The 20,234-nt window shown below is 69.0% G+C and carries 22 protein-coding genes, 1 tRNA gene and 1 pseudogene; 16 read left to right on the top strand and 8 right to left on the bottom strand.

The features are described from left to right. Positions 1–227: 227 nt before the first annotated feature. A complete protein-coding gene (locus ACGG9C_RS13260; RefSeq protein ID WP_390178716.1) occupies positions 228–1,136 on the top strand; it encodes an NUDIX domain-containing protein in 909 nt (302 codons plus the stop codon). A gap of 26 nt (positions 1,137–1,162) precedes the next feature. On the opposite strand, the gene ACGG9C_RS13255 is transcribed toward ACGG9C_RS13260, so the two are convergent. Together ACGG9C_RS13255 and ACGG9C_RS13250 are read right to left on the bottom strand one after the other, a co-directional pair. After that, positions 1,163–1,543: an RNA-binding S4 domain-containing protein gene (locus ACGG9C_RS13255; protein WP_286717663.1), complete on the bottom strand. Its 381-nt coding sequence runs from the start codon at positions 1,541–1,543 to the stop codon at positions 1,163–1,165. Continuing rightward, positions 1,540–2,925 (bottom strand): MFS transporter, encoded by a 1,386-nt coding sequence (locus ACGG9C_RS13250; RefSeq protein ID WP_286717661.1) that lies wholly within the window; start codon positions 2,923–2,925, stop codon positions 1,540–1,542. Before ACGG9C_RS13250 ends, ACGG9C_RS13255 begins: the two co-directional genes overlap by 4 nt. Positions 2,926–3,043: 118 nt before the next feature. On the opposite strand from ACGG9C_RS13250, the gene ACGG9C_RS13245 reads away from it, so the two are divergent. Beyond that, positions 3,044–3,117, top strand: a tRNA-Pro gene (locus ACGG9C_RS13245). An 18-nt stretch (positions 3,118–3,135) separates the two neighbouring features. On the opposite strand, the pseudogene ACGG9C_RS13240 reads toward ACGG9C_RS13245, so the two are convergent. Both ACGG9C_RS13240 and ACGG9C_RS13235 read right to left on the bottom strand, forming a co-directional pair. Next, positions 3,136–3,597 (bottom strand): annotated as a pseudogene (locus ACGG9C_RS13240) (tyrosine-type recombinase/integrase); the annotation flags it as partial. Between the two features lie 109 nt (positions 3,598–3,706). Next, positions 3,707–3,889 (bottom strand): hypothetical protein, encoded by a 183-nt coding sequence (locus ACGG9C_RS13235; protein WP_286717232.1) that lies wholly within the window; start codon positions 3,887–3,889, stop codon positions 3,707–3,709. 9 nt (positions 3,890–3,898) lie between these two features. Here ACGG9C_RS13235 and ACGG9C_RS13230 point away from each other — a divergent pair, with 9 nt between their 5' ends. The 9 genes from ACGG9C_RS13230 to ACGG9C_RS13190 all read left to right on the top strand — a co-directional run bounded on the left by ACGG9C_RS13230 (position 3,899) and on the right by ACGG9C_RS13190 (position 11,739). Then, positions 3,899–4,717 carry a hypothetical protein gene (locus ACGG9C_RS13230; protein WP_390178715.1) on the top strand — a complete coding sequence of 273 codons (819 nt, stop codon included), beginning with the start codon at positions 3,899–3,901 and terminating at the stop codon, positions 4,715–4,717. Positions 4,718–4,814: 97 nt separating this feature from the next. Next, the gene (locus tag ACGG9C_RS13225; protein WP_194383318.1) at positions 4,815–5,435 is read left to right on the top strand and encodes a hypothetical protein; all 621 of its coding nucleotides are present in this window, start codon (positions 4,815–4,817) and stop codon (positions 5,433–5,435) included. Between the two features lie 28 nt (positions 5,436–5,463). Next, positions 5,464–6,741 carry a wax ester/triacylglycerol synthase domain-containing protein gene (locus ACGG9C_RS13220; RefSeq protein ID WP_194383317.1) on the top strand — a complete coding sequence of 426 codons (1,278 nt, stop codon included), beginning with the start codon at positions 5,464–5,466 and terminating at the stop codon, positions 6,739–6,741. Positions 6,742–6,759: 18 nt separating this feature from the next. Beyond that, positions 6,760–7,344 carry a dihydrofolate reductase family protein gene (locus ACGG9C_RS13215; protein WP_194383316.1) on the top strand — a complete coding sequence of 195 codons (585 nt, stop codon included), beginning with the start codon at positions 6,760–6,762 and terminating at the stop codon, positions 7,342–7,344. A gap of 89 nt (positions 7,345–7,433) precedes the next feature. Continuing rightward, entirely contained in the window at positions 7,434–8,351 is a 918-nt protein-coding gene (locus ACGG9C_RS13210) for a L,D-transpeptidase (protein ID WP_194383315.1), read from the top strand. 68 nt (positions 8,352–8,419) lie between these two features. After that, the gene (locus ACGG9C_RS13205) at positions 8,420–9,412 is read left to right on the top strand and encodes an aldo/keto reductase (protein WP_194383314.1); all 993 of its coding nucleotides are present in this window, start codon (positions 8,420–8,422) and stop codon (positions 9,410–9,412) included. Positions 9,413–9,485: 73 nt separating this feature from the next. Continuing rightward, positions 9,486–9,995 carry a prepilin peptidase gene (locus ACGG9C_RS13200; protein WP_194383313.1) on the top strand — a complete coding sequence of 170 codons (510 nt, stop codon included), beginning with the start codon at positions 9,486–9,488 and terminating at the stop codon, positions 9,993–9,995. 56 nt (positions 9,996–10,051) lie between these two features. Continuing rightward, on the top strand, positions 10,052–11,062 hold the full coding sequence (locus ACGG9C_RS13195) for a YihY/virulence factor BrkB family protein (protein WP_194383312.1): 1,011 nt from the start codon (positions 10,052–10,054) through the stop codon (positions 11,060–11,062). After that, the gene (locus tag ACGG9C_RS13190; RefSeq protein ID WP_194383311.1) at positions 11,059–11,739 is read left to right on the top strand and encodes an NAD(P)H-hydrate epimerase; all 681 of its coding nucleotides are present in this window, start codon (positions 11,059–11,061) and stop codon (positions 11,737–11,739) included. Before ACGG9C_RS13195 ends, ACGG9C_RS13190 begins: the two co-directional genes overlap by 4 nt. On the opposite strand, the gene ACGG9C_RS13185 is transcribed toward ACGG9C_RS13190, so the two are convergent. After that, positions 11,727–12,458 (bottom strand): glutamine amidotransferase, encoded by a 732-nt coding sequence (locus tag ACGG9C_RS13185; protein ID WP_194383310.1) that lies wholly within the window; start codon positions 12,456–12,458, stop codon positions 11,727–11,729. The genes ACGG9C_RS13190 and ACGG9C_RS13185 overlap by 13 nt on opposite strands. Positions 12,459–12,516: 58 nt before the next feature. Continuing rightward, positions 12,517–15,048, bottom strand: a complete 2,532-nt coding sequence (locus ACGG9C_RS13180; protein ID WP_390178714.1) for a rhamnogalacturonan lyase — start codon at positions 15,046–15,048, stop codon at positions 12,517–12,519. Positions 15,049–15,276: 228 nt separating this feature from the next. On the opposite strand from ACGG9C_RS13180, the gene ACGG9C_RS13175 reads away from it, so the two are divergent. Then, positions 15,277–15,510 (top strand): response regulator, encoded by a 234-nt coding sequence (locus tag ACGG9C_RS13175; RefSeq protein WP_194383309.1) that lies wholly within the window; start codon positions 15,277–15,279, stop codon positions 15,508–15,510. Positions 15,511–15,546: 36 nt separating this feature from the next. After that, positions 15,547–16,128: a CYTH domain-containing protein gene (locus ACGG9C_RS13170; RefSeq protein ID WP_237673304.1), complete on the top strand. Its 582-nt coding sequence runs from the start codon at positions 15,547–15,549 to the stop codon at positions 16,126–16,128. Positions 16,129–16,192: 64 nt separating this feature from the next. Here the strand turns inward: ACGG9C_RS13170 and lpdA are convergent, their stop codons facing one another. Together lpdA and ACGG9C_RS13160 are read right to left on the bottom strand one after the other, a co-directional pair. Continuing rightward, the gene (gene lpdA / locus ACGG9C_RS13165; protein WP_194383307.1) at positions 16,193–17,590 is read right to left on the bottom strand and encodes a dihydrolipoyl dehydrogenase; all 1,398 of its coding nucleotides are present in this window, start codon (positions 17,588–17,590) and stop codon (positions 16,193–16,195) included. Positions 17,591–17,600: 10 nt separating this feature from the next. Further along, entirely contained in the window at positions 17,601–18,260 is a 660-nt protein-coding gene (locus tag ACGG9C_RS13160; protein WP_228480758.1) for a copper resistance CopC family protein, read from the bottom strand. Between the two features lie 141 nt (positions 18,261–18,401). Here ACGG9C_RS13160 and ACGG9C_RS13155 point away from each other — a divergent pair, with 141 nt between their 5' ends. From ACGG9C_RS13155 to ACGG9C_RS13145, 3 genes are all read left to right on the top strand, one after another. Continuing rightward, positions 18,402–18,905: an FHA domain-containing protein gene (locus ACGG9C_RS13155; RefSeq protein WP_194383306.1), complete on the top strand. Its 504-nt coding sequence runs from the start codon at positions 18,402–18,404 to the stop codon at positions 18,903–18,905. Continuing rightward, positions 18,905–19,597, top strand: coding sequence for a MerR family transcriptional regulator (locus ACGG9C_RS13150; protein ID WP_071043694.1), 693 nt, complete (start codon positions 18,905–18,907; stop codon positions 19,595–19,597). The genes ACGG9C_RS13155 and ACGG9C_RS13150 overlap by 1 nt, the downstream gene beginning before the upstream one ends. A gap of 89 nt (positions 19,598–19,686) precedes the next feature. Continuing rightward, complete coding sequence (locus ACGG9C_RS13145; protein ID WP_390178713.1) at positions 19,687–20,232, top strand: MerR family transcriptional regulator; 546 nt, start codon at positions 19,687–19,689, stop codon at positions 20,230–20,232. Positions 20,233–20,234 lie beyond the last annotated feature (2 nt).

The raw sequence follows: 20,234 nt of genomic DNA, 5'->3' as shown, positions 1-20,234 counted from the left end.
TGTGGGCCGGCGGAACAGCAGATATTGGGACATGCCTTCCGGCGGGTGGTGGCGCTTCTCCCCAGCTGTGGGCGGCGCTTCTCCCCAGCCATGTCCCACTTTCTGTCGGTGTGAGCCCGCAGAAGAGCAGTTTCTGGGACATGCAGCAGGGGACGGGCGCAGAGTGGATGCTGAGGTTGCGCTTCTGACGACCTCGACCGACACCGGGGTGTGCCAGTCTTGACGTGGTGACGATCCTCCCTCCCGAACCCGGTGAGCCGCGCCGGCCACACGGCCCGCGCGACCCGGGTGATGCCTGGGTGGAAGCGCCGGACGGCCAGCGCTACTGGGGGCGCTTCGGCGCCGCGGGACTTCTGGCTCTGGATGCCGATCGCGGCGTGCTGCTGCAGCACCGCGTGGGCTGGAGCCACTTCGGTGGCACGTGGGCTCTGCCCGGTGGTGCCCGCCATCAGGGTGAAGATGCGGCGACCGGCGCGATCCGTGAGGCGCAGGAGGAGGCCGGCGTCCCCGACGGAGCGGTGCGGGCGCGGCTGGAGAGCGTGCTCGACGTCGGTGTCTGGACGTACACGACACTTGTCGCCGACGTCGTCGAGCCGTTCACGCCGGTGATCTCCGACCCCGAGTCGCTCGAGCTCGCGTGGGTTCCGATCGACGACGTCGACCATCTGCCGCTGCACCCCGGTTTCGCCGCATCGTGGCCGCTGTTGCGCAGCCTGTTACCGCGGCATCCGGTTGTGGTCGTCGACGTGGCGAACGTGGTCGGATCGGTGCCCGACGGGTGGTGGCGCGATCGTGCCGGCGCCGCGTCACGACTGCTCGACCGGGTTTCGCGGCGCGCGTCGCGCGGTGTGCCGGCAGATGCGCTGTGGCTGGAGGGCGACGTGTGGTTCCCGCGCTGGACCGCCGTCGTCGAGGGGCAGGCGCGCGCGGTGTCGACCGAGGTCGCCGGCGTCGAGGTCGTGGCGGCGCCGGGCGAGGGCGACGACGCGATCGTGTCGGTCGCGGCGGAGTTTCGCGACCGAGGCCACGACGTGATCGTGGTGACGAGCGATCGCGGTCTGTCGGAACGGATCGTCGAGGTGGGCGGCCGGGTTCGGGGCGCGCGTTGGCTGCGCGATCTGCTCAACGTGGACTGATCACCGCAACGCGTGAGGCCGCGTCATCAGCGGTCGTCGCCGTCGCGCGCGCGCAGGCGGTCGATCTCGCGCCGCTCGCGCTTGGTCGGGCGGCCGGCACCCCGATCGCGGACGGGGACGAACGGCACCTCGGTGCGTGGGGGAGGCGGCGGAGTGCGATCTTCCACGGCTGCGGCGGCAGCGGGCGCACCGACGCGCTTGGTGATGGTCTCACGGACCACGAGGTGCCGGTCGAATCCGTTGATGCGCACGCGCAGTTCGTCGCCGGGGCGAACGGGCTGGGCGGCCTTGGCGCGGTCGCCGTTGACGCGCACGTGTCCGGCACGGCACGCCGTGGTCGCGGCGGACCGCGTCTTGTAGACGCGCACCGCCCACAGCCACGCGTCCACCCGTGCGCTCTCGCTCATCCCGTCGAGCGTACTCGCGAGCGGCTGCGCGGAAGCCCGATCGTGGCGACGGCGACAGCGGCGCTGAGAGCCGCGATGATTCCGAACGCTGCGTCGAATCGGGTGCCGGTCGCGGACACGGCCAGGACGGCGCCGGCGGTCCCGGCCCCGAGTGCGCCGCCGAGCTGACGAGCGACGATGTTCGGGGCGGATGCGGTGGCCACGTCGTCGGCCGAGGCGAGTTCGATCGAGACGGTCAGCGCCGCGGCGAAGGTGACGGCCACTCCGGCACCCAGCAGCGCGGAGCCGGCGAGCAGGACGGGGATCTCGTGCGGGGCCATCCATTGCAGCGTCGCCCCGGTCGTCGCCGCGGCCGCGCCGAGCAGGGCGGTACCGCGCCTTCCGAGACGTCGGCGCAAGAGGCCTGCGAGGGGTCCGACGGCGGCGATGGCCGCTGTTGCCGGGAGAAGGAGTGCCCCGCCGATCGCGACCGACCGCCCGAGACCGTCGTCCGACTCGACGAACGCGGGAAGGGCGACGAACGTGGCGAACAGTGCCGCGCCGCCGAGGAGCGCCATGAGGTGTGCCGCGACGAGTGAGCGGCGACGCCGCCAGGCGGTGCGATCCCACAGGGGCGTGTCGCCGCGGTACTGGGTACGCGCCCAGCCGGCGAGGGCCGCGAGCCCCGCCGCCAGCAGCAGCGGAACGGTCACGAGGGGGGAGGGGAGCTTCGGGGCCTCCGTGATCGCGAGGAGCAGGGCAACGCCCCCTGCTCCGAGCGCGAGGGATGCGCGCACGTGCAGGCGTCGGCTGCCAGACGCGGGCGTGGCGGGGAGGAAGGCGAGGAGCGCGATCTCGGCGATGACGACGATCGCGAGCGGCAGCCATGCCAGGGCGGGAGTGCCGTAGGCGTTGACGAGCACACCGGCCAGCACCGCACCGAGGGCGGTTCCCGAGGCGAACGTGCTGGCGAGGATCCCGACCCACAGCGCGCGGCGGCGTGGTGGCACGATCCGCTGTGTCAGCGACAGCGCGAGGGGAAGCACGCCGCCGGCGAGACCCTGCAGGGCGCGGGCGAAGATCAGCTGGGTGAGGGTCGCCGCGCTTCCGGCGAGGAAGAGTCCGAGCGCGATGATCGGGAGGACGAAGAGCAGGATGCGCCCCGGCGAGTGATTGTCGCCGAGGCGGCCGATGACCGGTGCGGAGACCGTCGCGACGATGAGCGTCGTGGTGAGCACCCACGTGGTGTCCGCGGTCGTCGTGCCGTAGAGCTCGGCGGTGGTGGAGAGCGTGGGTGCCGCCATCGACAACGGGAGGGCCGTGCCGACCGTGGCGAGCACGAGACCCGCGACGGCGCCGACGGACCGCGGCGCGAGCCGTGCCGTCCCGGTGTCGTCAGCCATCCCGTCGAGGCTACTCGCGGGCAACCCGGGCGGTGCAACGCCCGGGCGTCGGCGTGGTTCGCAGCGGGGTGCCGTTGCGGCTAGGATAGGGGAGTTGTTCGGATTGCGGTCCGAACTCCGGGATGTGGCGCAGCTTGGTAGCGCACTTGACTGGGGGTCAAGGGGTCGCAGGTTCAAATCCTGTCATCCCGACCGGAAAGAGCCCCGGAATCACGCAGAAATGCGAGGTTCCGGGGCTTTTGTCATGCCCGCTCCGGAAGGCTCGTTGTGCACCTGTTGTGCACTTGCTCGCGGAATGAGCGCCGCAGCGCTCTCCTCTGCACGTCGACCGGCGTCGCCGATCAGGTGCGTGTAGATGTCGATCGTGATCGTGATCGAGATCGACGAGTGACCGAGACGCTTCGACACGAGCGCGATGTCGGTGCCGCTCGCGAGCAGCAGCGACGCGTGCATGTGCCGGAGCCCGTGCAGCGTCATCTCGGGCAGCCCGACGTCGCTGCGCATCGTCTCGAACAGGCGCGTCACGAACTGGGGGCGCAGCGGCTTCCCGTTCTCGTACGTGAACAGGTGCCCGCCGCCCTTCCTCTGCGTGCCGCAGTTCACCCGGTCGGCTTCCTGTGCGACCTGCCAGGCGACGAACGCACCGACCGCGGCGTCGTCGAGGTGCACGACCCGGCGCCCTGCGGTCGTCTTCGGTGAGTTCTCGACGGACTTCGCTGCGCATCTGCACGCGCGTCGTGCGCACGGTCAGCTCGCGTCGCGTGAGGTCGACGTCGCCCCATTACAGCGCGAGCAGTTCGGCCCGCCGCGGCCCGGTGAGCACGGCGATCTCGAACAGGGCGCCGAGACGGTGCTGCGCGGCCCGGTCGAGGAACGCCCCCACCTGCTCGGGCGTCCACGGCTCGAACTCGTGCGCGTCGATGACGGGCAGCCGCACACCGAGGGCGGGATTCGCCGCGATCACGGCATCGAGTTGTCCGACGCGCTGCGCGGAAGCAAATATGCTCGACGGGTGACGAAACGGGTGCGATCGCGTCGAAGCGACAGCCCGATGCCGCCGACGCTGTACTGGAGGTTATTCCACCTCTCGCCGATCATCATGCTCGTCGGCATGGCAGCGGGCGGGCTTCTCATCATTCGATCGATTCTCGTCTGGGGCGTCGAGGACACCGATTACCCGTTCGGCATCGACATTCCGATCGCAGCCGTCGTGCTCGCGGTCTGGGGGTGCGTGATTGCTGCACTGCTCACGCCGTCGCGATCTGTGCTTGCTCGGCGCGACGGTGTGAACGAATCCGCCGCACTGGTTTGGCCGCTCGGGCGCCGCTTTCGGGTCTGGATGGTCATCGCAGCTCCCGTCTGCGGGCTACTCGCAGCGATGACTCCGTTTCCGATCCCGGTCGCTTTGGGTTGGGACCCCGAGATTCCGGCGAGCCTGTTGATTGGGCTACCTTTCGCGATCGTCCTCACGGTGAGCTCAGTAGCGCTCGTCTGGATGATTCTGAGGGGGGTGATGCACGGGGTGGAGATCACCCCTACGCACCTGGTCGCGAGGGGCTACTTCGTCACTCGCCGATACCCGCGTGACGCAATCGTGTCGGTCAACGCGGTGACGCTGAAGTGGTGGCCGAACCTCGTTCTGAGCACGCTCATGAAGAGCGAGGTCGAGCACACTCTTCAACTCTCGCTCGTGGGCGGCAAAGAGCCCGTGCTCTACGCCGCCAACTCGCACGAGCACGACGTCGAGGTCGGAGCGGAGATCGTCCGAGCGTGGCGTCAGGGCGCTGAGTAGGGTGTAGCCACTCTCCGATTTGGCCGGTGTTTCGGGCCTTCTGCATTCCCGCGAGCGGATTCCGAGGTGATTCGGCGCGCTCTGCGAAGATGGCCACATGCGGCTGATGAGGGGTCTTGTCGGGATCGTGCTCGTGACGGCGTGCGTGGCGGCGCTGAGCGGCTGCTCGAGGGCGAACGCCGGATCCGCGACAGAGGATGACTTCGCCCAGTTCATGGCCGACACAGACGGCGTCACCGGCACCGGCGGATTCGTGAGCAACAACCTGCCGTTCTTCGGTTCGGGCGATCTCGAGGTCGAGCTCGATGCGACGCGCGACGAGCAGGTGCTCGAACAGGCCGTGCAGCGTGCCACCGAATTCGACGTCCCTGCCGGCGTCACGCTGTACACGCTCGGTGTCCGCGTGACGTCGCCGGGCGACGGCGCCGAGGGCGAGCCTCGGCCGGGCATCCTCATCGAGAATCTGTGGGGAACCCCGCCGGGCGACCTCGCCGCCAGAGCCGCGGTGCTGTCCCGGCTCGACGGACTCATCGACTATTCCGAGACGTTGGACGACGCTCACGGCCACGACGCCGACGCGCGCACGATTCGTGCCCTGATCGACTCCGCGAGCGGCGACGTGTGCGAGCACCTCATTTCTATCGCCGAGGCAGCACACGTCTCGGAGGATGAGATCGTCGCGAGCGCGTCATCCGGCAGCCCGGTGAGATGCGGTTGACGAACGCCCGCGAGGGACGGGAGCGAAGGTGACAGCGGAGCCGGATTTCCTGTCCGAGGATGATGCGCGCATCCTCGCGCTCGAGTCGGCGGCCGTGGCCGGCCACACGCTGAAGCTGCTGATCCTCGAGCCGGGCGAGACCCTCGACCTCGACGGGCTCCGGCATCGCGTCACGGAGCGCCTGGATGCCCATCCACGGGCGCGCGAGCGGGTGGACACCGGAGGAGACCGGCCGCGCTGGGTGCCGGCGGAAGACTTCGACATCGCTCGTCACATCCGTCGTCACCCCGAGCCCGTGGCATCGGTCGAAGACCTGCGGCGCACGGTCGGGGATCTGATGGCCGTGCCCCTCGACCACCGCCAGCCGCTGTGGTCGATCGACGTGATCGGGCCGCTCGACGACGGTCGCGAAGCGCTCGCCGCTCGCCTGCACCACGCCATGGTCGACGGGATCGCGGGCATGCGGTTCCTGCAGGATACCGTCGCCGACCCGAGCGAACATCCGGCCTCCTCCGTCGGAATGCGCCCTGCTCCCGCTTCCGGAGCGCGTCGCGGGCTGTGGCAGCGGCTTCCGGCGGCGATCGGACGCGAGCTGGGCCGGCCGGGGTCGCGCTCGCCGTTCGACCGCCCCCTTACCGCACATCGAGAGCTGGCATTCACGACCGTGCCGCTCGGCGCACTCAAGGCAGTCGCCGCATCCCGCCCGCGTCGCACCACCGTCAACGACGTCCTGATGGCCATCGTCTCCGGGGGTCTGCGCTCATGGCTCGGTGCGTCGGCCCCGCGCCTGCGCGCGCAGATCCCGGTAAGTCTCCACCATCGAGACGACGGCCCGGCCGTGGGAAACCGCGACTCGTTCATGAACGTCGACCTCGAACTCCGCGCATCCGACCCGCTCATCCGGCTCGACCGCATCAGCGCTCAGACGCGCGCGGCGAAGCAGGCCGACGATGCCGAGCTGATGTACGACCTCATGCACGCGATCGGTCAGGTCCACCCGCTCGGCGGGCTGCCCTCGGTGTCGGCGATGCTCGAGCGCGTCGAATCCAGCTCGCGGGAATTCAGTGTCGCCATCTCCAACGTGCCCGGACCGCGAAGCGAATTGTCCGTGACGGGCCGGCGCGTCGCGCAGCTCGTCTCGGCCTCGGAACCGGGAATGCACCATGCCCTGCGGATCGCCGCGATTTCCCACGGCGATTCCCTCGGCATCGGATTCTGCACCGATCCCACCGCGGTTTCTGACATCGCGGGCCTGGCCGATGCCGTCGAGAAGGCTTACCGTGGGCTGCAGCAGGCGTCGCGCTGACGCCGGGCGGGAGCAGACATGACGGCGCGATTCGTCTACTGGATGAACGTCTCCCTCGATCTGCGCATCGAGGAGGCCGAGGGTGAGGACGGCGGCGGGGACTGGATGCGCATCGACGACATCCTGCACGAGGAGTTCAACACCCGTGCCCGCGCTTTCACTGCCATGGTGCAGGGTCGCCGCGTCTACGAGCTCATGGAGTCGTTCTGGCCGGCCGCGGCCGAGGACGCGTCTCAATCGCCCGTGATCCGCGAGTACGGCCGCATCTGGACAACGATGCCGAAGGTCTTGGTCTCTCGCACCCGCGCAAGCGCCCCTCACCGAACGCGCATCGTGGGCACCGGTGGCGACGCGATCGCGGAGCTCACCGCGCTCCGTGCCGAGTCCGACGGAGACATCGGCGTCGGGGGCGCGACGATCGCGACGGCGCTGCTGCATGCCGGCCTTCTCGATGAGGTGATGCTGTTCACCCATCCCACGGTGCTCGGCCGGGGAAGAGGCCTCTTCGACGGCGATCCACGCGTCGACCTCGATCTGATCGAGGCGCGCACGTACGGGCAGGGCGTCGTCCTGCAGCGCTACGACGTGCGCCTCGCGCGCTGAGGTCGGCAGGACGAGCATGCGTCTTCGCCGAGGGGCGACGGTTCCGTGCGTCGCTTGCGATGGCGCCGGCGGGCACCGACGATGGAGTCATGACCTCGGCGCGCGTGCTCACCCGGAAGAACGCGGGGTGGATGGCGCTCGCCGTCGCCGCCGTCATCGCGGTCACCGCGCTCATCGTCGCTTGGGTGCTGCAACCCGGTGAGTCGGAGCCGGCTGCAGCGACCCCCACGCCGACCCTGACTCCCACGAGCACTCCCGCACCTTCGCCCACCGCGACCCCGACACCCACGGGGCCCGCCGCGGACACGACGGACTACGACCTCACCGGCCTTCCCGAGGTGACGGTGTTCGCCGTCATCCCCGAGCTTCCGGTCGACGACGATCCCTACGGTGACGTCACGGGCGTGGCCGCGCGCGCGACCGATGCCGCGGCACCCGTGTTCGCCGAGCCGGGCTCCTCACCCGTTGCGACTCTTCCGCGGGACTACGTCTACGACGGCACCATCGTTCCCGTCATCGAACAGTACGACGCGTGGGTCAAGGTCATGCTCGTCGGTCGCCAGGCGTTCCCGTCGAACGGCGATCCGGCCCAGCTCACCGGGTGGCTGCGCACCCAGGATGTGGAGCTGAGCGCCCAGGACGCGGTCGTCGAGGTTTCCCTTGCCAACCGCACCGTCGACATCGTGCGCGGAGAAGACCGAGAGCGGATCGCCACCGACTTCGGGTCCGGCGTCGAGGCCACACCCACACCGCTCGGGCGCGCGTTCGTCATGACCGTGCGCACCGAGCCGAGCTTCGCCTACACGCGGGGCCACCCCCTGGTGTACCTGTCGGTGCAGAGCCCCACCCTCGACGGTTTCGGGGGTGCCGATGTCGCGATCACGGCCTTCCACTACCACGACGCACGGTCGGGGGCGGTCTCCAACGGGTGCCTCCGCATGGACGCCGACGCCACCGAGGCGCTCGCCTCCCTGCCGCTCGGAACGCCGGTGGTCATCACGGGCTGAACCTCCGGGCGGGGTGCGGCACCTGTCAAGGCTCGTGGTCGGGAGGTGCTCATCCGTAGGATCGATGCATGGAGCAGCGCAGCCTCGGCCGGACCGGCCGTCACGTATCAGCCATCGGACTCGGCACCTGGCAGCTCGGCGCCGATTGGGGCGTCGTCTCGGAAGACGACGCCCGCGCGGTGCTGGCCGCTTCCGTCGACCGGGGAGTCAACCTCTTCGACACCGCCGACGTGTATGGAGACGGGCGCAGCGAGAGCCTGATCGGCGAGTTCCTGGCTGAGCGGCACGAGCGCAAGGTCACGGTCGCGACGAAAATGGGACGCCGTGTCGCACAGGAGCCGGAGAACTACACGCCGGAAGCGTTCCGCTCCTGGGTGGACCGTTCGCGCGAGAACCTTCGCACCGACACGCTCGACCTCGTGCAGCTGCACTGCCCGCCCACGGAGGTGATCGAAGACGACGCGACCTATCAGGCGCTCGATGCGCTCGTCGCCGAGGGGCGGATGGCTGCATACGGCGTCTCCGTCGAGACGTGCGCGCAGGCGCTCGCCGCCATCTCGCATCCGCGGGTCACCAACATCCAGATCATCCTGAATCCGTTCCGCCTGAAGCCTCTCGACGAAGTGCTGCCCGCGGCCGAACGTGCGGGGGTCGCTGTCTTCGCGCGCGTTCCGCTCGCATCCGGCCTGCTGTCGGGGAAGTACACCGCGGGTACGACCTTCGCCCCCAACGACCATCGCACGTACAACCGCAACGGCGAAGCGTTCGACAAGGGGGAGACCTTCTCGGGCGTGGACTTCACCGTCGGAGTCGAGGCCGCGCGCGAATTGTCGGCCACCCTGCCCAAGTCGGTGCCGCTGGCAGCCGCCTGCCTGGCGTGGGCGGCGACCCGCCCCGGTGTGACGACGGTGATTCCCGGTGCGCGCAGTGTGACGCAGGCTTCGCGGAACGCCGATGCGGCTGAGCTCATCGACGGCGGGTTCGACGTCGATCAGTTCGACACCGCCGTGCGAGGCGTCTACGACCGGCACCTGCGGGCGAGTATCCATCCGCAGTGGTGACCATCGCCCCGTTGTCCACAGGTGACGACGGCTCGTCGATGGCGGGAGGGCGTCGACTCTAGGCTGTGTCGTCATGGACGTCGAGCTCGCCACAGCGTTTGCGTTCGGCGCCGTCGCCATCGCGTTCGTCGCCTTCGCCGTCGTGAGCGTCGTGCTGGCCGTCATCGACCTGCGCACGCATCGGCTGCCCAACCGCATCGTCGGTGCGGGCTACGTCATCGCCGTGTCGAGCCTGGGTGTCGCGGCGATCGCGGCTCATGACGGCGGCGCGGCCATGCGATCCTTCGGCGCCGGCGCCGTGCTCTTCGGCGCGCTGCTCGTCGTGCGGATCGTCGACCCGCGTGCCATCGGCGGCGGAGACGTCAAGCTCGCGGGTCTCATCGGGCTGCATCTCGGATGGCTCGGCTGGGACACCGTGGTGCTGGGATCGATGTTCGCGTTCGCCGGAGCGGGGCTGTTCGCCCTCGTGCTGGTCCTGATGCGCCGCCGCGGATTCGGCGTCAGGATCGCCTTCGGCCCCTGGCTGCTGGGCGGCGCGTGGGCGGCGATCGCCCTGACGGTCGCAGCGATGACTATCGGGTGATCCGCCGACACGTCAAGGCCGCGGAGGCTGCCGTCAACGGTCGGTAGCCTGGCGACATGAAGGCCTTCGTCGCGCGTGCCATCCGGTGGATGCTCACCCTCAAACTCGTGCGAGCGCTCCTGCTCTACTCGGAGCGGCGGGGCCCGCAGCTGGCCGACAGCATCACGTATCGCACGCTCTTCAGCGTCTTCGCCGGCGTCCTGCTCGGCTTCTCCTTCGCCGCCCTCTGGCTGTCCGGCAACCCCGACGCCTACCAGGCGCTCGTGGGCGCGGTGAATCAAGCCATTCCCGGCCTCATCGGAACCGATGGCGAGGGCCTCATCGACGCCGACGCCATCCAGGCGCCGGCGGGCCTCAGCATCACCGGAGCGATCGCGACCGTCGGTCTCGTCGGCGCGGCGATCGGGGCGATCGGCTCGCTGCGCTTGGCGATCCGCAGCATCGCCGATCGCACCACCGACGACCTCATGTTCGTCTGGGTGCTGTTGCGCAACCTGGGGCTTGCCATCGGCATCGGGGCGGGACTCGTCGCCTCGGCTGCCGCCACGATCCTGGGAACGGCAGGCGTCGGCATCGTCACCGATTGGCTCGGGCGGCCGGATGAGGGGCCGCTGGAGGTTCTGCTGACGCGAGCCGTGACGATCGTCGCCGTGTTCGCGCTCGACGCCCTCGTGGTGGCGGCCGCGTTCTTCCTGCTGTCGGGTGTGAAGCCTTCCGGCCGGGCCCTGTGGAGCGGTGCACTCCTGGGTGCGGTCGGGCTGACGGTGCTCCAACAGCTGTCGGGACTCTTCGTGGGCGGTGCTTCGTCGAACCCGCTGCTCGCGTCTTTCGCCTCGCTCATCGCGTTGCTGCTGTGGATCAACCTCTCTGCGCAGGTGATCCTCATCGCGAGCGCCTACATCGTCACGGGAGTCGAGGAGGATCGCGACCGCGTGCGCGCGAAGTACGGGGCCTCGACCTTCGCCCAGCGCCGGGTGCAGCGTGCCGAGAGGTCCGTGCAGACGGCCGTGGGTGAGCTCGAAGCCGCCCGCGAAGCCGAACGCGCCGAACGGGAGGAGAACGCATGACCGTCACCGTCTCCGCGTACACCGCCGAGCAGGTCCGTGCCGCCGAGAGGCCGCTTCTCGACGCCGGCGAGCCGCTGATGCTCCGCGCATCGGCGGCGCTCGCGACAGTGATCGCCGACGTGCTCGGTGATCGACCGCATCCGCGCGTCCTGGTGCTCGCCGGCCGCGGGGACAACGGCGGCGATGCCTTGTACGCCGCGGAGCGCCTCGCCGAGTCGGGCATGGACGTCGATGCGCTCCTCACCTCGGGCGATGCGCACGTGTCCGCACTTGCGGCCGCGATGTCGGCAGGGGTGCGACGGATCGAATCGGACGGGCTCGATGCCACCGAATACGACCTTATCGTCGACGGAATCCTCGGGATCGGCGCCCGCGGAGCGCTCCGCGGGGCGGCACGTGCGATCGTCGGTGCGATGCTCGCCGCCGAGATCCCTCCCGTCATCGCGGTGGATGTGCCGAGCGGCGTGAACCCGGACGACGGCACAGCGGACGAAGCTGTGCTCCCGGCAGCGCTCACGGTCACGTTCGGGGCGCCGAAGATCGGTCTCGGGAGGGCAGAGGGTCCCCGGCTCACCGGCGAGATCGTCGTCGTCGATCTGGGACTCGAGCTCCCGGAATCCGACGTGCGCCTGGACGTGGCCCGCGTCGTCGAGGGTGGATCCTCTCAGCGCGCGTAGCGTTCGACGAAGTTCCGGAGGATGCGCTGCGGGTGTTCGACCGGCGCGCGCTCGACGGAAGCAAGGGTGGCCCCCAGCTCGTCGGCGGCGAAGTATCCGTACCCGGCGTAGGCGTGGATCCGCACGATGATGCCCTCGAGATCCAGTTCGGGGTGGAACTGCGTGGCATAGACATGATCGCCGACACGGAACATCTGCACCGGGCAGGCCGGAGACGACGCGAGTCGCACCGCTCCCGCGGGGAGTGCGCGAATCGCCTCCTTGTGCCCGACGAACGCGCCGAATCTCCGGGGCACGCCCGCCAGCAGGGGGTCGGCCGCTCCGGCATCCGTCAGCGCGACATCCGCGACGCCGATCGCCTCGCCGTAGGTGCGATCGATGACGGCACCCTGGTGCGCGCCCAGAGTGCCGACGCCGTAGCAGGCGCCGAGGAAGGGGAAATCACGCGCCACGACCTCGTCGAGAAGCGTGCCGAATTCCGCTTCGACACGCTTCTGCACGGCGGACGTGAGATGAGCGGGGTCGGAGGCGTTGAACGGTCCGCCGCCGACGAAGACCCCGGAGAGATCATCGAGATCCAGCCGGGGCATCGGCGCGGCTTCGAGGCGAATCCGGATGAGGTCGCTTTCGGCGAGGCCTGTCGCGGTGAGAAAGAGCCGATACTCCTCGTCGGCGGGCACGTCTTCGGCGCGGGTCGCGAGGAGGACGAACGGCTTCACACCTCACGATAACCCGGTGGGACCGGCCCGCCATCGACGTTCCGGTCCCATCGGGGTGCTACCGCCAGCGGGTCGTGAACGTCTTCGACCAGGTGGATGTGGCTTCGAGCTCGAGCGAGACCCCCGCGACAGGCACGGCGGTGACCGTCACCTCCGCACCGCGGTCGACGCGGGTCACGCCGGTGCGCGTCGGCTCACCGTCGATGTAGTACTCGAAGTCGCGATCGCGGGGGACGATCACCAGGTCGAGAACCGAGCCCGGAAGGTCGATGAAGCGGGGCTTCTTCGGCGTGGCGGGTTCGGTGGCGACCGGAACCTGCGTGAAGTCCATGTCGCTCGCCATGTAGAAGCCCGGGTAAGAGGGCTGGTTGTAGGAGGTGTTCTGACGGGCCACTTCCACGCGGTACTGCGTGTCATCGAGCAGAGTCGGCAGCTTGTGCGCGGTGACTTCGGTGCTCACGTAGAACCGCAGCGCCGACGAATCCGTGGTGCGAACGATCAGCTCCTCCCGCCAGTCGCCGAGCACGTCGGCCACGAGGGACGGGTTCCCCTTGGTGTAGTTGTTCGTCCGGGTGCCCTCCGCCGTCAGAAGGGTCCCTCGGGTGACGTCGTCGATGGTCGGCGTCTGATCGATCGACCCGTTGACGATCTGCGTCGTGAGGTCGCCTGCCCACCGGATCGACTGGTTCGTGCCGGGGGTGGCGGTGTCGATCGTCTCGCCCGTCGCGCTCAGCAGACCCGACCCTTCGGACCCTCCCGGCATGCTCGCCCACACCTCGATGCCCGGCACGTCCGCTCGCACATCGCCGATCATCGCCCGGCACGTGTCGCGGCCGGAGTACGAGCCGAAGAGCACCTCTCCGGTCGCGGCGTCCCTCAGAACCGAACCGTACGGTGCGTAGGTCGCGCCCTCGTGGGAGGTCCAGATCTCCAGACCGGGCCGTTCCGGGTCGACGTCCGTGACATGCATGGCGTCGCCGTGCCCGAGGCGCACGTTCGCACCGGGATCCGCGCTGCCCTCCGGCAGGACGTCGAAGGAGCTGTACAGCAGACTGCCGTCATCGTCGAGTGTCGCAGCGCCGTAGACGATCTCCTGCCGTCCGTCGTCGTCGACATCGGAGGCGCTCAGGGAATGGAAGCCCTGCGTCGTCAACGTGGCGTACTCCTCGTTCGACCCGTCGCGGCCGTGAGGGCCGTCGTTGAACGGGTTCGACATCGGGACATGTCCGCTGTCCGCCAGCCAACGCTGTGTCAGGCTCTGCCCGTCCCAGTCGTAGGCGGCGATCGCGGAACGCGTGTAATACCCGCGGGCGAAGATCGCGCTCGCCGTGGTCGTATCGTCATCGAGGTGCGCGACACCGGCGAGGAAGCGGTCGACGCGGTTGCCCGGCTCGATGCGGCTCATGGCGTAATCGCCCCACAGCAGACCGTCGTCATCGCGTCCCGGTTCGTAGCGCACGGTGTCGAGTTCGCGCCCGGTCGTCGCGTCGAACACCGTGAGGTACTCCGGTCCGTCGACGATGAACCCGTCGAAGGTCGTGAGATCGTTGCGAGCACTCCGCGAAGGAGCGTAGACGTCGATGAAGTAGTCGACGAGCTCCTCGGCGGACTCCCGCGTGAGGGGATACTCGTGTTCGACGGGAATGCCCCAGGCCTCTTCGAGGGTCGCAGGCCATGTGCCGGAGACGACCTCGGGATGCTCCGACCAGCCCTCGAAGACGCCCACCAGGTGCTCGCGGTACTCCGCTGCCGTCATCCGATAGTCATCGTCGGGGGAGTAGCCCGCGTCGAGATCCTCTTGCGGCATCGTCACAAGACCCTCGTCGGTCACCGCGCCATCGCCGCCGTACGTCTGCCACGAGGTGCCCGGTGCCGTCTTGAGGATGGTCTCGGCGCGCCCGTCGCCGTCGTAGTCGTAGACCATGAACTGCGTGTAGTGCGCCCCGGCGCGGATGTTCACCCCGAGGTCGAGCCGGTTGAGGAGCGTCCCGTCCATCTCGTAGGTATCGAGGTAGACGGTGCCCGTGAATCCCTTCTGCGAAACGTCCTTCGAGTTGGTCGGGTCCCACTTGACGACGAATTCCAGCGCGCCGTCGCCGTCGACATCGGCAGCGGATGCATCGTTCGCGGTGTATTCGAAGGCTTCGCCGGTCGGCGTGACACCGGCCTCGGGCTTCTGCAGCGGGAGGTCGTAGAAGCCCTCCGCCCAGGCGGCTACCTCGTCACTGGTCTCACCCGTCACGTCATGCCAGATGGGCGCGACGGTGTACCGCGCTTGGGCGGAGCCGTCGGGATCGACGTAGTTCGTGCTGTCATCGACGACGGCGATGCGCTCGCCGTCACGCTCCACCGCGAAGGAGGGACCACTTACGCCCGTGGCCGTCGCCGGGCCGGCCTCGGCGGCGAGGAGGCGCCAGCTGAGGAAGACCCCTTCGTCGGTTGCGACCGCGACCAGACCGCGGTCGAGCGATGCGGCACTCCGCTGCGGCGGCGCCGGTGACGCCGTCGCGGGGAGTGCGGTCGTGAGCACGAGTGCGCCCGCGATGCCGACGGCGGCGAGCGAGCGTGATCGTGAGGGATGCGGAGTCATCATCGATTCCTTCTCTCGTCCGGGAAGCGGACGTCATCGTCTGCGAGGAGGCAAGCGTTTTCCCGCGCGAACGGTAACCCTGCCGCGACCGGCAAATCAATGCGAAGGCGGGAATTGATTCGATTCATGAGAAAGATCTCACTCCCCGTACGCGGCGGTGGCGTCATCACATCGCGTCGCGAAGCGCAACCTTCTCACGCGGGATGGGGTGAGGGCTAGGCTCGGTCCATGGCTATCGCACGACTTCATGGCGGCCCGCTCGACGGGCAGGTGATCCCTGTCGACGACGTGTACCAGGAGCAGCTCATCGTCCCCTACAGCGAGACTCAGGTGGTCTACGCGCGCCGGGGGGAGCTCGTCAACACCGGAGACGATGACGGTCCCACCGAGGGCGAGTTCTGGTTCGTCGAGTCGGAGGGCGACATCGACCCCTACAGCGACTCACCTCGCGATCGGCGCTGACGGGTGACGGAGCCACGGCGCACCCACGAGGTCGAGGTGAAATTCGACGTCGAAGTCGACATCGCCGTTCCGGACTGGACGCGCGTGCCCGGCATCGCGACGGTCGGTGCGGCCGAGCGCCGCGCCCTCGACGCGGTCTACCTCGATACCGCTGACGCGGAGCTCGGCCGTTCCGGCTATGCCCTGCGCCGGCGTACCGGGGGGCCCGACGCGGGATGGCATGTGAAAGGCCCACGCGTCGGAGCCGGGCGAGAAGAGCTGGGCTGGCCCCTCGGCGATGGCGGCATCGCCGAGGCGCCGGCGCCCGTGCGGGCGGCGATCGCCCACATAACGGACGAGCCGCTGTCGCCGCTCGCCCGCATCCGCAACGACCGCATCGCGTACGACCTGCTCGACACCGAAGGGGGAGTGGTCGCGGAATTCGTCGACGATCACGTGACCGCTCGTGACGAACGGGCCGGCGTCGATCGGGCGTGGCGGGAGTGGGAGATCGAACTCGGCCCAGCCGCGCCGGAGGACCACGAGCCGCTGTTCGCGGCCATCGGCGAGATCGCACGCGCCGCCGGAGCGAGCGACGCCTCATCCGACTCCAAGCTCGCTCGCGCGCTCGGGCTCTGATCCGTCCCGCGCACCACACGGGGAAGGTGCGGAGCCCGAGGCCTCCGCACCTTCTTCCGTGAGGTCAGATGTTGATCATGTGACCCGCGATGCCGTGGAAGGCCTCCTGGAGCGCCTCGGAGAGCGTCGGATGCGTGTGCACGTTGCGGGCTGCTTCGAGAGCGGTGAGATCCCACTTCTGCGCGAGCGTCAGCTCCGGCAGGAGCTCGGAGACGTCGGGGCCGATCATATGGGCCCCGAGGAGCTCGAGGTGTTCGCCGTCGGCGACGACCTTGACGAACCCGACGGCCTCGCCGAGCCCGTTCGCCTTGCCGTTGGCACTGAACGGGAACTTCGCGACCTTGACGTCGTATCCTTCGTCGCGTGCCTGCTGCTCGGTGAGCCCGAAGCTGGCGACCTGCGGCGAGCAGAACGTGGCGCGCGGCATCATGCGGTAGTCCCCGAGAGCCATCGTCTCCGCTCCGGCGATGGTCTCGGCCGCCACGACGCCCTGGGCTTCGGCGACGTGGGCGAGCTGCAGCTTCGCGGTGACGTCACCGATCGCGTAGATGTGGGGCACGCTGGTGTGCATGTAGTCGTCGATCTCGATGGCGCCGCGCTCTGTCAGCTTCACCCCGGTCTTGTCAAGACCGTATCCCTCGACGTTGGGGGCGAACCCGATCGACATGAGAACCTTGCCGGCGTCGATGGAGCCTGCGGCGCCGTCTTTGCCCGTGTAGGCCACGGTGACCTTGTCGCCGTGGTCGGTGATCGACTCGACCTTGGTGGAGGTGAGGATCTCGACCCCGAGCTTCTTGTACTGGCGAGCGATCTCCTTGGAGACCTCGGCGTCCTCGTTCGGCAGGGCGCGGTCGAGGAACTCGATGATGGTGACCTTGACGCCGTAGTTCGTCAGCACGTAGGCGAACTCCATGCCGATGGCGCCGGCGCCGACGATCGCGATCGACTCGGGCAGATCGCGGGCGAGGATCTGCTCTTCGTAGGTGACGACGTTCTCGCTGAGCTCGACACCCGGCAGCAGGCGCACCGTCGACCCGGTGGCGATGATCGCGTTGTCGAAGGTGACGCGCTCCGACGACCCGTCGCTGGTCGCGACCTCGATGGTGTTCGCGTCGACGAACGTGCCGCGACCGTCGTACTCGGTCACCGAGTTCTTCTTCATCAGGTAGTGGATGCCCTTGACGTGCGTCTCGGCCACCTTGCGGCTGCGATCCCACGCCGCGCCGAAGTCGAACGACACGTCGCCCGAGATGCCGAACAGGTCGGCCTTGTGGGTGAAGGTGTGGGCGAGGTCGGCGTTGCGAAGCAGCGCCTTCGAGGGGATGCAGCCGACGTTCAGGCAGACACCGCCCCAGTACTTCTCTTCGATGATCGCGACGGACTTGCCGAGCTGGGATGCGCGCACGGCCGCGACGTACCCGCCGGGACCCGCGCCGAGGATGACGACGTCGTAGTGAGGCATGACCCCAAGCCTATCGCTCGGCGGGTCCGGCGGATCGCGGCCCGGACTCGGGCGAACCCGGCTCGCTCGGCGGTGTGCGGCGGCGCGTTGCGACGAGGTACACGACCGCGGCGATGATGGCGATCGCGATGATCCCGCTGATGACCCACGGGACACTCGGCGAGACGTCCGATGCAGGCGCCGGGGTCTCCGTCGGCGAAGGTTCGACCGTCTGCGTCGGGGCCGGGGTGGACTCCGTGGTCGTCGCGGTCGGAGTCGGCGTGGGTGTCGGCTGAGGTTCGGCCACCTGGAAGGAGTACTCGCCCGAGATCGGGTGACCGTCCGACGAGACGACCTTCCACTGCACCGTGATCGTGCCGGTGGCTGCATCCATGAGCGGCTGCGTCACGGTGGTCTCGACCACCTCGGGCTCGCCATCGGTCAGGGATGCGCCGTCGGCGTCCATGACCGCCACCTCGGTCGCGCCGGGCTCGGTCGACAGCACGCCGCTGAAGGTCAGGGTGAGCTGGTCGGGGAGCACCTCGACCGTGCTGTCGGCGTCGGGATCTGTGGAGATGAGCTCGTCGTGAGCGTGCGCGGGGGTCGCCACGAACACCGCCGCGGCGGCGAGGAGCACGGCGGTCAGGGCGGTGAGGAGGATGCGGAGTCGGCGGGCGATCGAATACGTCACCCGCCCGAGACTACCCGCGGGTTCCGGACTCGACACGGCGGGGCGTTTCTGAGTAGTTTCGAGTACCCCCCTTCGCGCACCGAGCGCGGTTTTCGGGGGTGCCGATCGGCTACGCTGGGTCATCGGAGAGGGAGGACCACCGTGGAGGAATACCGCCGCCCGGAACCGGACGACATTCACCGGGCCGGACGACCGGGTGACGCCGCCGACCGGCCCGCATCGAACGACACCACCCAGACGTTCGGGCACGATTCCGATCTGTCCTATGTTCCCTTCGGCAGCGAATTGAGCGAGACCGAGCTCGAGGCGATCGAAGCGCTCCCGACGGGTTCCGCACTGCTGCTGGTGCGATCCGGACCCACCGCGGGGGCGCGTTATCTGCTCGATTCCGATGTCACCACCGTCGGTCGCCATCCCGAAGCAGACATCTTCTTCGACGATGTGACCGTCTCACGTCGTCACGCGGAGATCACCCGCTCGGGCAGTGTCTTCGAACTCGTCGATCAGCGCTCCTTGAACGGCACCTACGTCAACGGCGAACGAGCGGACCGAGCGCGGCTCGACAACGGCGCCGAGGTGCGGGTCGGCAAGTTCCGTTTGAACTTCTTCGTGTCTCCGGCAGACCTGCCGGCCACGGAAGCCTGATGGCTCCCGCATCAGCCCGCGAACGCACGCCGTCCGCGGGCCTTCTGAGCATCGGCCAGGTGCTCGCGCGACTCGCCCCGGACTTTCCGAACCTCACCTCCAGCAAGCTGCGATTCCTGGAGGTCCAGGGCATCGTCACACCGGTGCGCACGGAGTCCGGCTACCGCAAGTTCTCCCACGACGACGTCGAGCGTCTTCGCCTCGCCCTCACGCTCCAGCGCGACCATTACCTGCCGCTGAGCGTGATCCGCGACTATCTCGTGGAGCTCGACGCCGGGCGTGAGCCGGCCCCGCCGACCTCGGTCAATGCGGCACCGATCGTCGCCGGACCGCGCCGGTACCGCCGCGAGGAGCTGTTGTCCGTGACGGGGTGCCCCGCTCAGCTGCTCAACGACGCGATCGGCACCGGCGTCGTCCACGGGGCCGAGACCTACTCCGAGCAGACGGTGACGCTCCTGAAGTCGCTGGTGGCTCTGCACCGGCACGGCATCGAGCCGAGGCACGTGCGCGCGCTGCGGCAGGGTGCCGAGCGTGATGCTGCGCTGATCGAGTCGGCGCTGGCTCCGCTGCTGCGCCGCACCGATGCGGCATCCCGCGGGCGTGCGGGTGAGATCGCCCCCGAGCTCGCGCGTCGACTCGACGAGATGCGCGGGGTCTACCTGCGCGCCGCCCTCGATCGACTGCTGACCTGAGCGACACGCCGAGCGCGAGGAGCGGATGTCGTTGCCCGTCGCGCTCGGCTGATCTAGCGTTGGGGATAACCGATCGGGAGGAGATGCGGATGGGCGCATTCGAGGCGAGTGGCGAACCCGCTTTCGTGACCGATCTGCTCTTCACCGACGGTCTGCCTCAGATGGACGACGAGGTCGGGTACCGCGGAGCCGTCGCCGCCCGCGCGGCCGGGATCACCTATCGACAGCTCGACTACTGGGCACGCACCGAACTGGTCGAGCCCACCGTGCGCGGCGCATCCGGATCGGGTTCGCAGCGGCTCTACGGCTTCCGCGACATCCTCGTCCTCAAGCTCGTCAAACGACTGCTCGACACCGGCATCTCGCTCCAGCAGATCCGCACGGCTGTCGAGCAGCTGCGTGCCGCCGGCATCCGTGACCTGACCGGCACCACCCTCATGAGCGATGGGGCCTCGGTCTACCTCTGCACCTCGAGCGACGAGGTGATCGACCTCGTCGGTCGCGGTCAGGGCGTGTTCGGGATCGCGGTGGGCAAGGTGCTGCGGGAGGTCGAGTCGACTCTCGTCGAGTTCGACCCGCAGGTGCCCGATCAGATGGATGAGCTCGCGGCGCGTCGCGCGGCCCGCACCGCGTGATC

The sequence above is a fragment of the Microbacterium sp. MTN4-26 genome, assembly GCF_042846595.1.
Classification (GTDB): domain Bacteria; phylum Actinomycetota; class Actinomycetes; order Actinomycetales; family Microbacteriaceae; genus Microbacterium; species Microbacterium luteum.
Note: the sequence above shows the minus strand (reverse complement) of the source record. Positions and strands in the feature narration are given on the sequence as shown.

Bases quoted from the DNA above. Each gene is read 5' to 3' on its own strand.
- ACGG9C_RS13215 (WP_194383316.1), top strand. From the start codon at position 6,760: ATGACGGCGCGATTCGTCTACTGGATGAACGTCTCCCTCGATCTGCGC.
- ACGG9C_RS13190 (WP_194383311.1), top strand. From the start codon at position 11,059: ATGACCGTCACCGTCTCCGCGTACACCGCCGAGCAGGTCCGTGCCGCC.
- ACGG9C_RS13205 (WP_194383314.1), top strand. From the start codon at position 8,420: ATGGAGCAGCGCAGCCTCGGCCGGACCGGCCGTCACGTATCAGCCATC.
- ACGG9C_RS13150 (WP_071043694.1), top strand. From the start codon at position 18,905: ATGGCTCCCGCATCAGCCCGCGAACGCACGCCGTCCGCGGGCCTTCTG.
- ACGG9C_RS13225 (WP_194383318.1), top strand. From the start codon at position 4,815: ATGCGGCTGATGAGGGGTCTTGTCGGGATCGTGCTCGTGACGGCGTGC.
- ACGG9C_RS13175 (WP_194383309.1), top strand. From the start codon at position 15,277: ATGGCTATCGCACGACTTCATGGCGGCCCGCTCGACGGGCAGGTGATC.
- ACGG9C_RS13255 (WP_286717663.1), bottom strand. From the start codon at position 1,543: ATGAGCGAGAGCGCACGGGTGGACGCGTGGCTGTGGGCGGTGCGCGTC.
- ACGG9C_RS13180 (WP_390178714.1), bottom strand. From the start codon at position 15,048: ATGACTCCGCATCCCTCACGATCACGCTCGCTCGCCGCCGTCGGCATC.
- ACGG9C_RS13250 (WP_286717661.1), bottom strand. From the start codon at position 2,925: ATGGCTGACGACACCGGGACGGCACGGCTCGCGCCGCGGTCCGTCGGC.
- ACGG9C_RS13200 (WP_194383313.1), top strand. From the start codon at position 9,486: ATGGACGTCGAGCTCGCCACAGCGTTTGCGTTCGGCGCCGTCGCCATC.
- ACGG9C_RS13210 (WP_194383315.1), top strand. From the start codon at position 7,434: ATGACCTCGGCGCGCGTGCTCACCCGGAAGAACGCGGGGTGGATGGCG.
- lpdA (WP_194383307.1), bottom strand. From the start codon at position 17,590: ATGCCTCACTACGACGTCGTCATCCTCGGCGCGGGTCCCGGCGGGTAC.
- ACGG9C_RS13145 (WP_390178713.1), top strand. From the start codon at position 19,687: ATGGGCGCATTCGAGGCGAGTGGCGAACCCGCTTTCGTGACCGATCTG.
- ACGG9C_RS13195 (WP_194383312.1), top strand. From the start codon at position 10,052: ATGAAGGCCTTCGTCGCGCGTGCCATCCGGTGGATGCTCACCCTCAAA.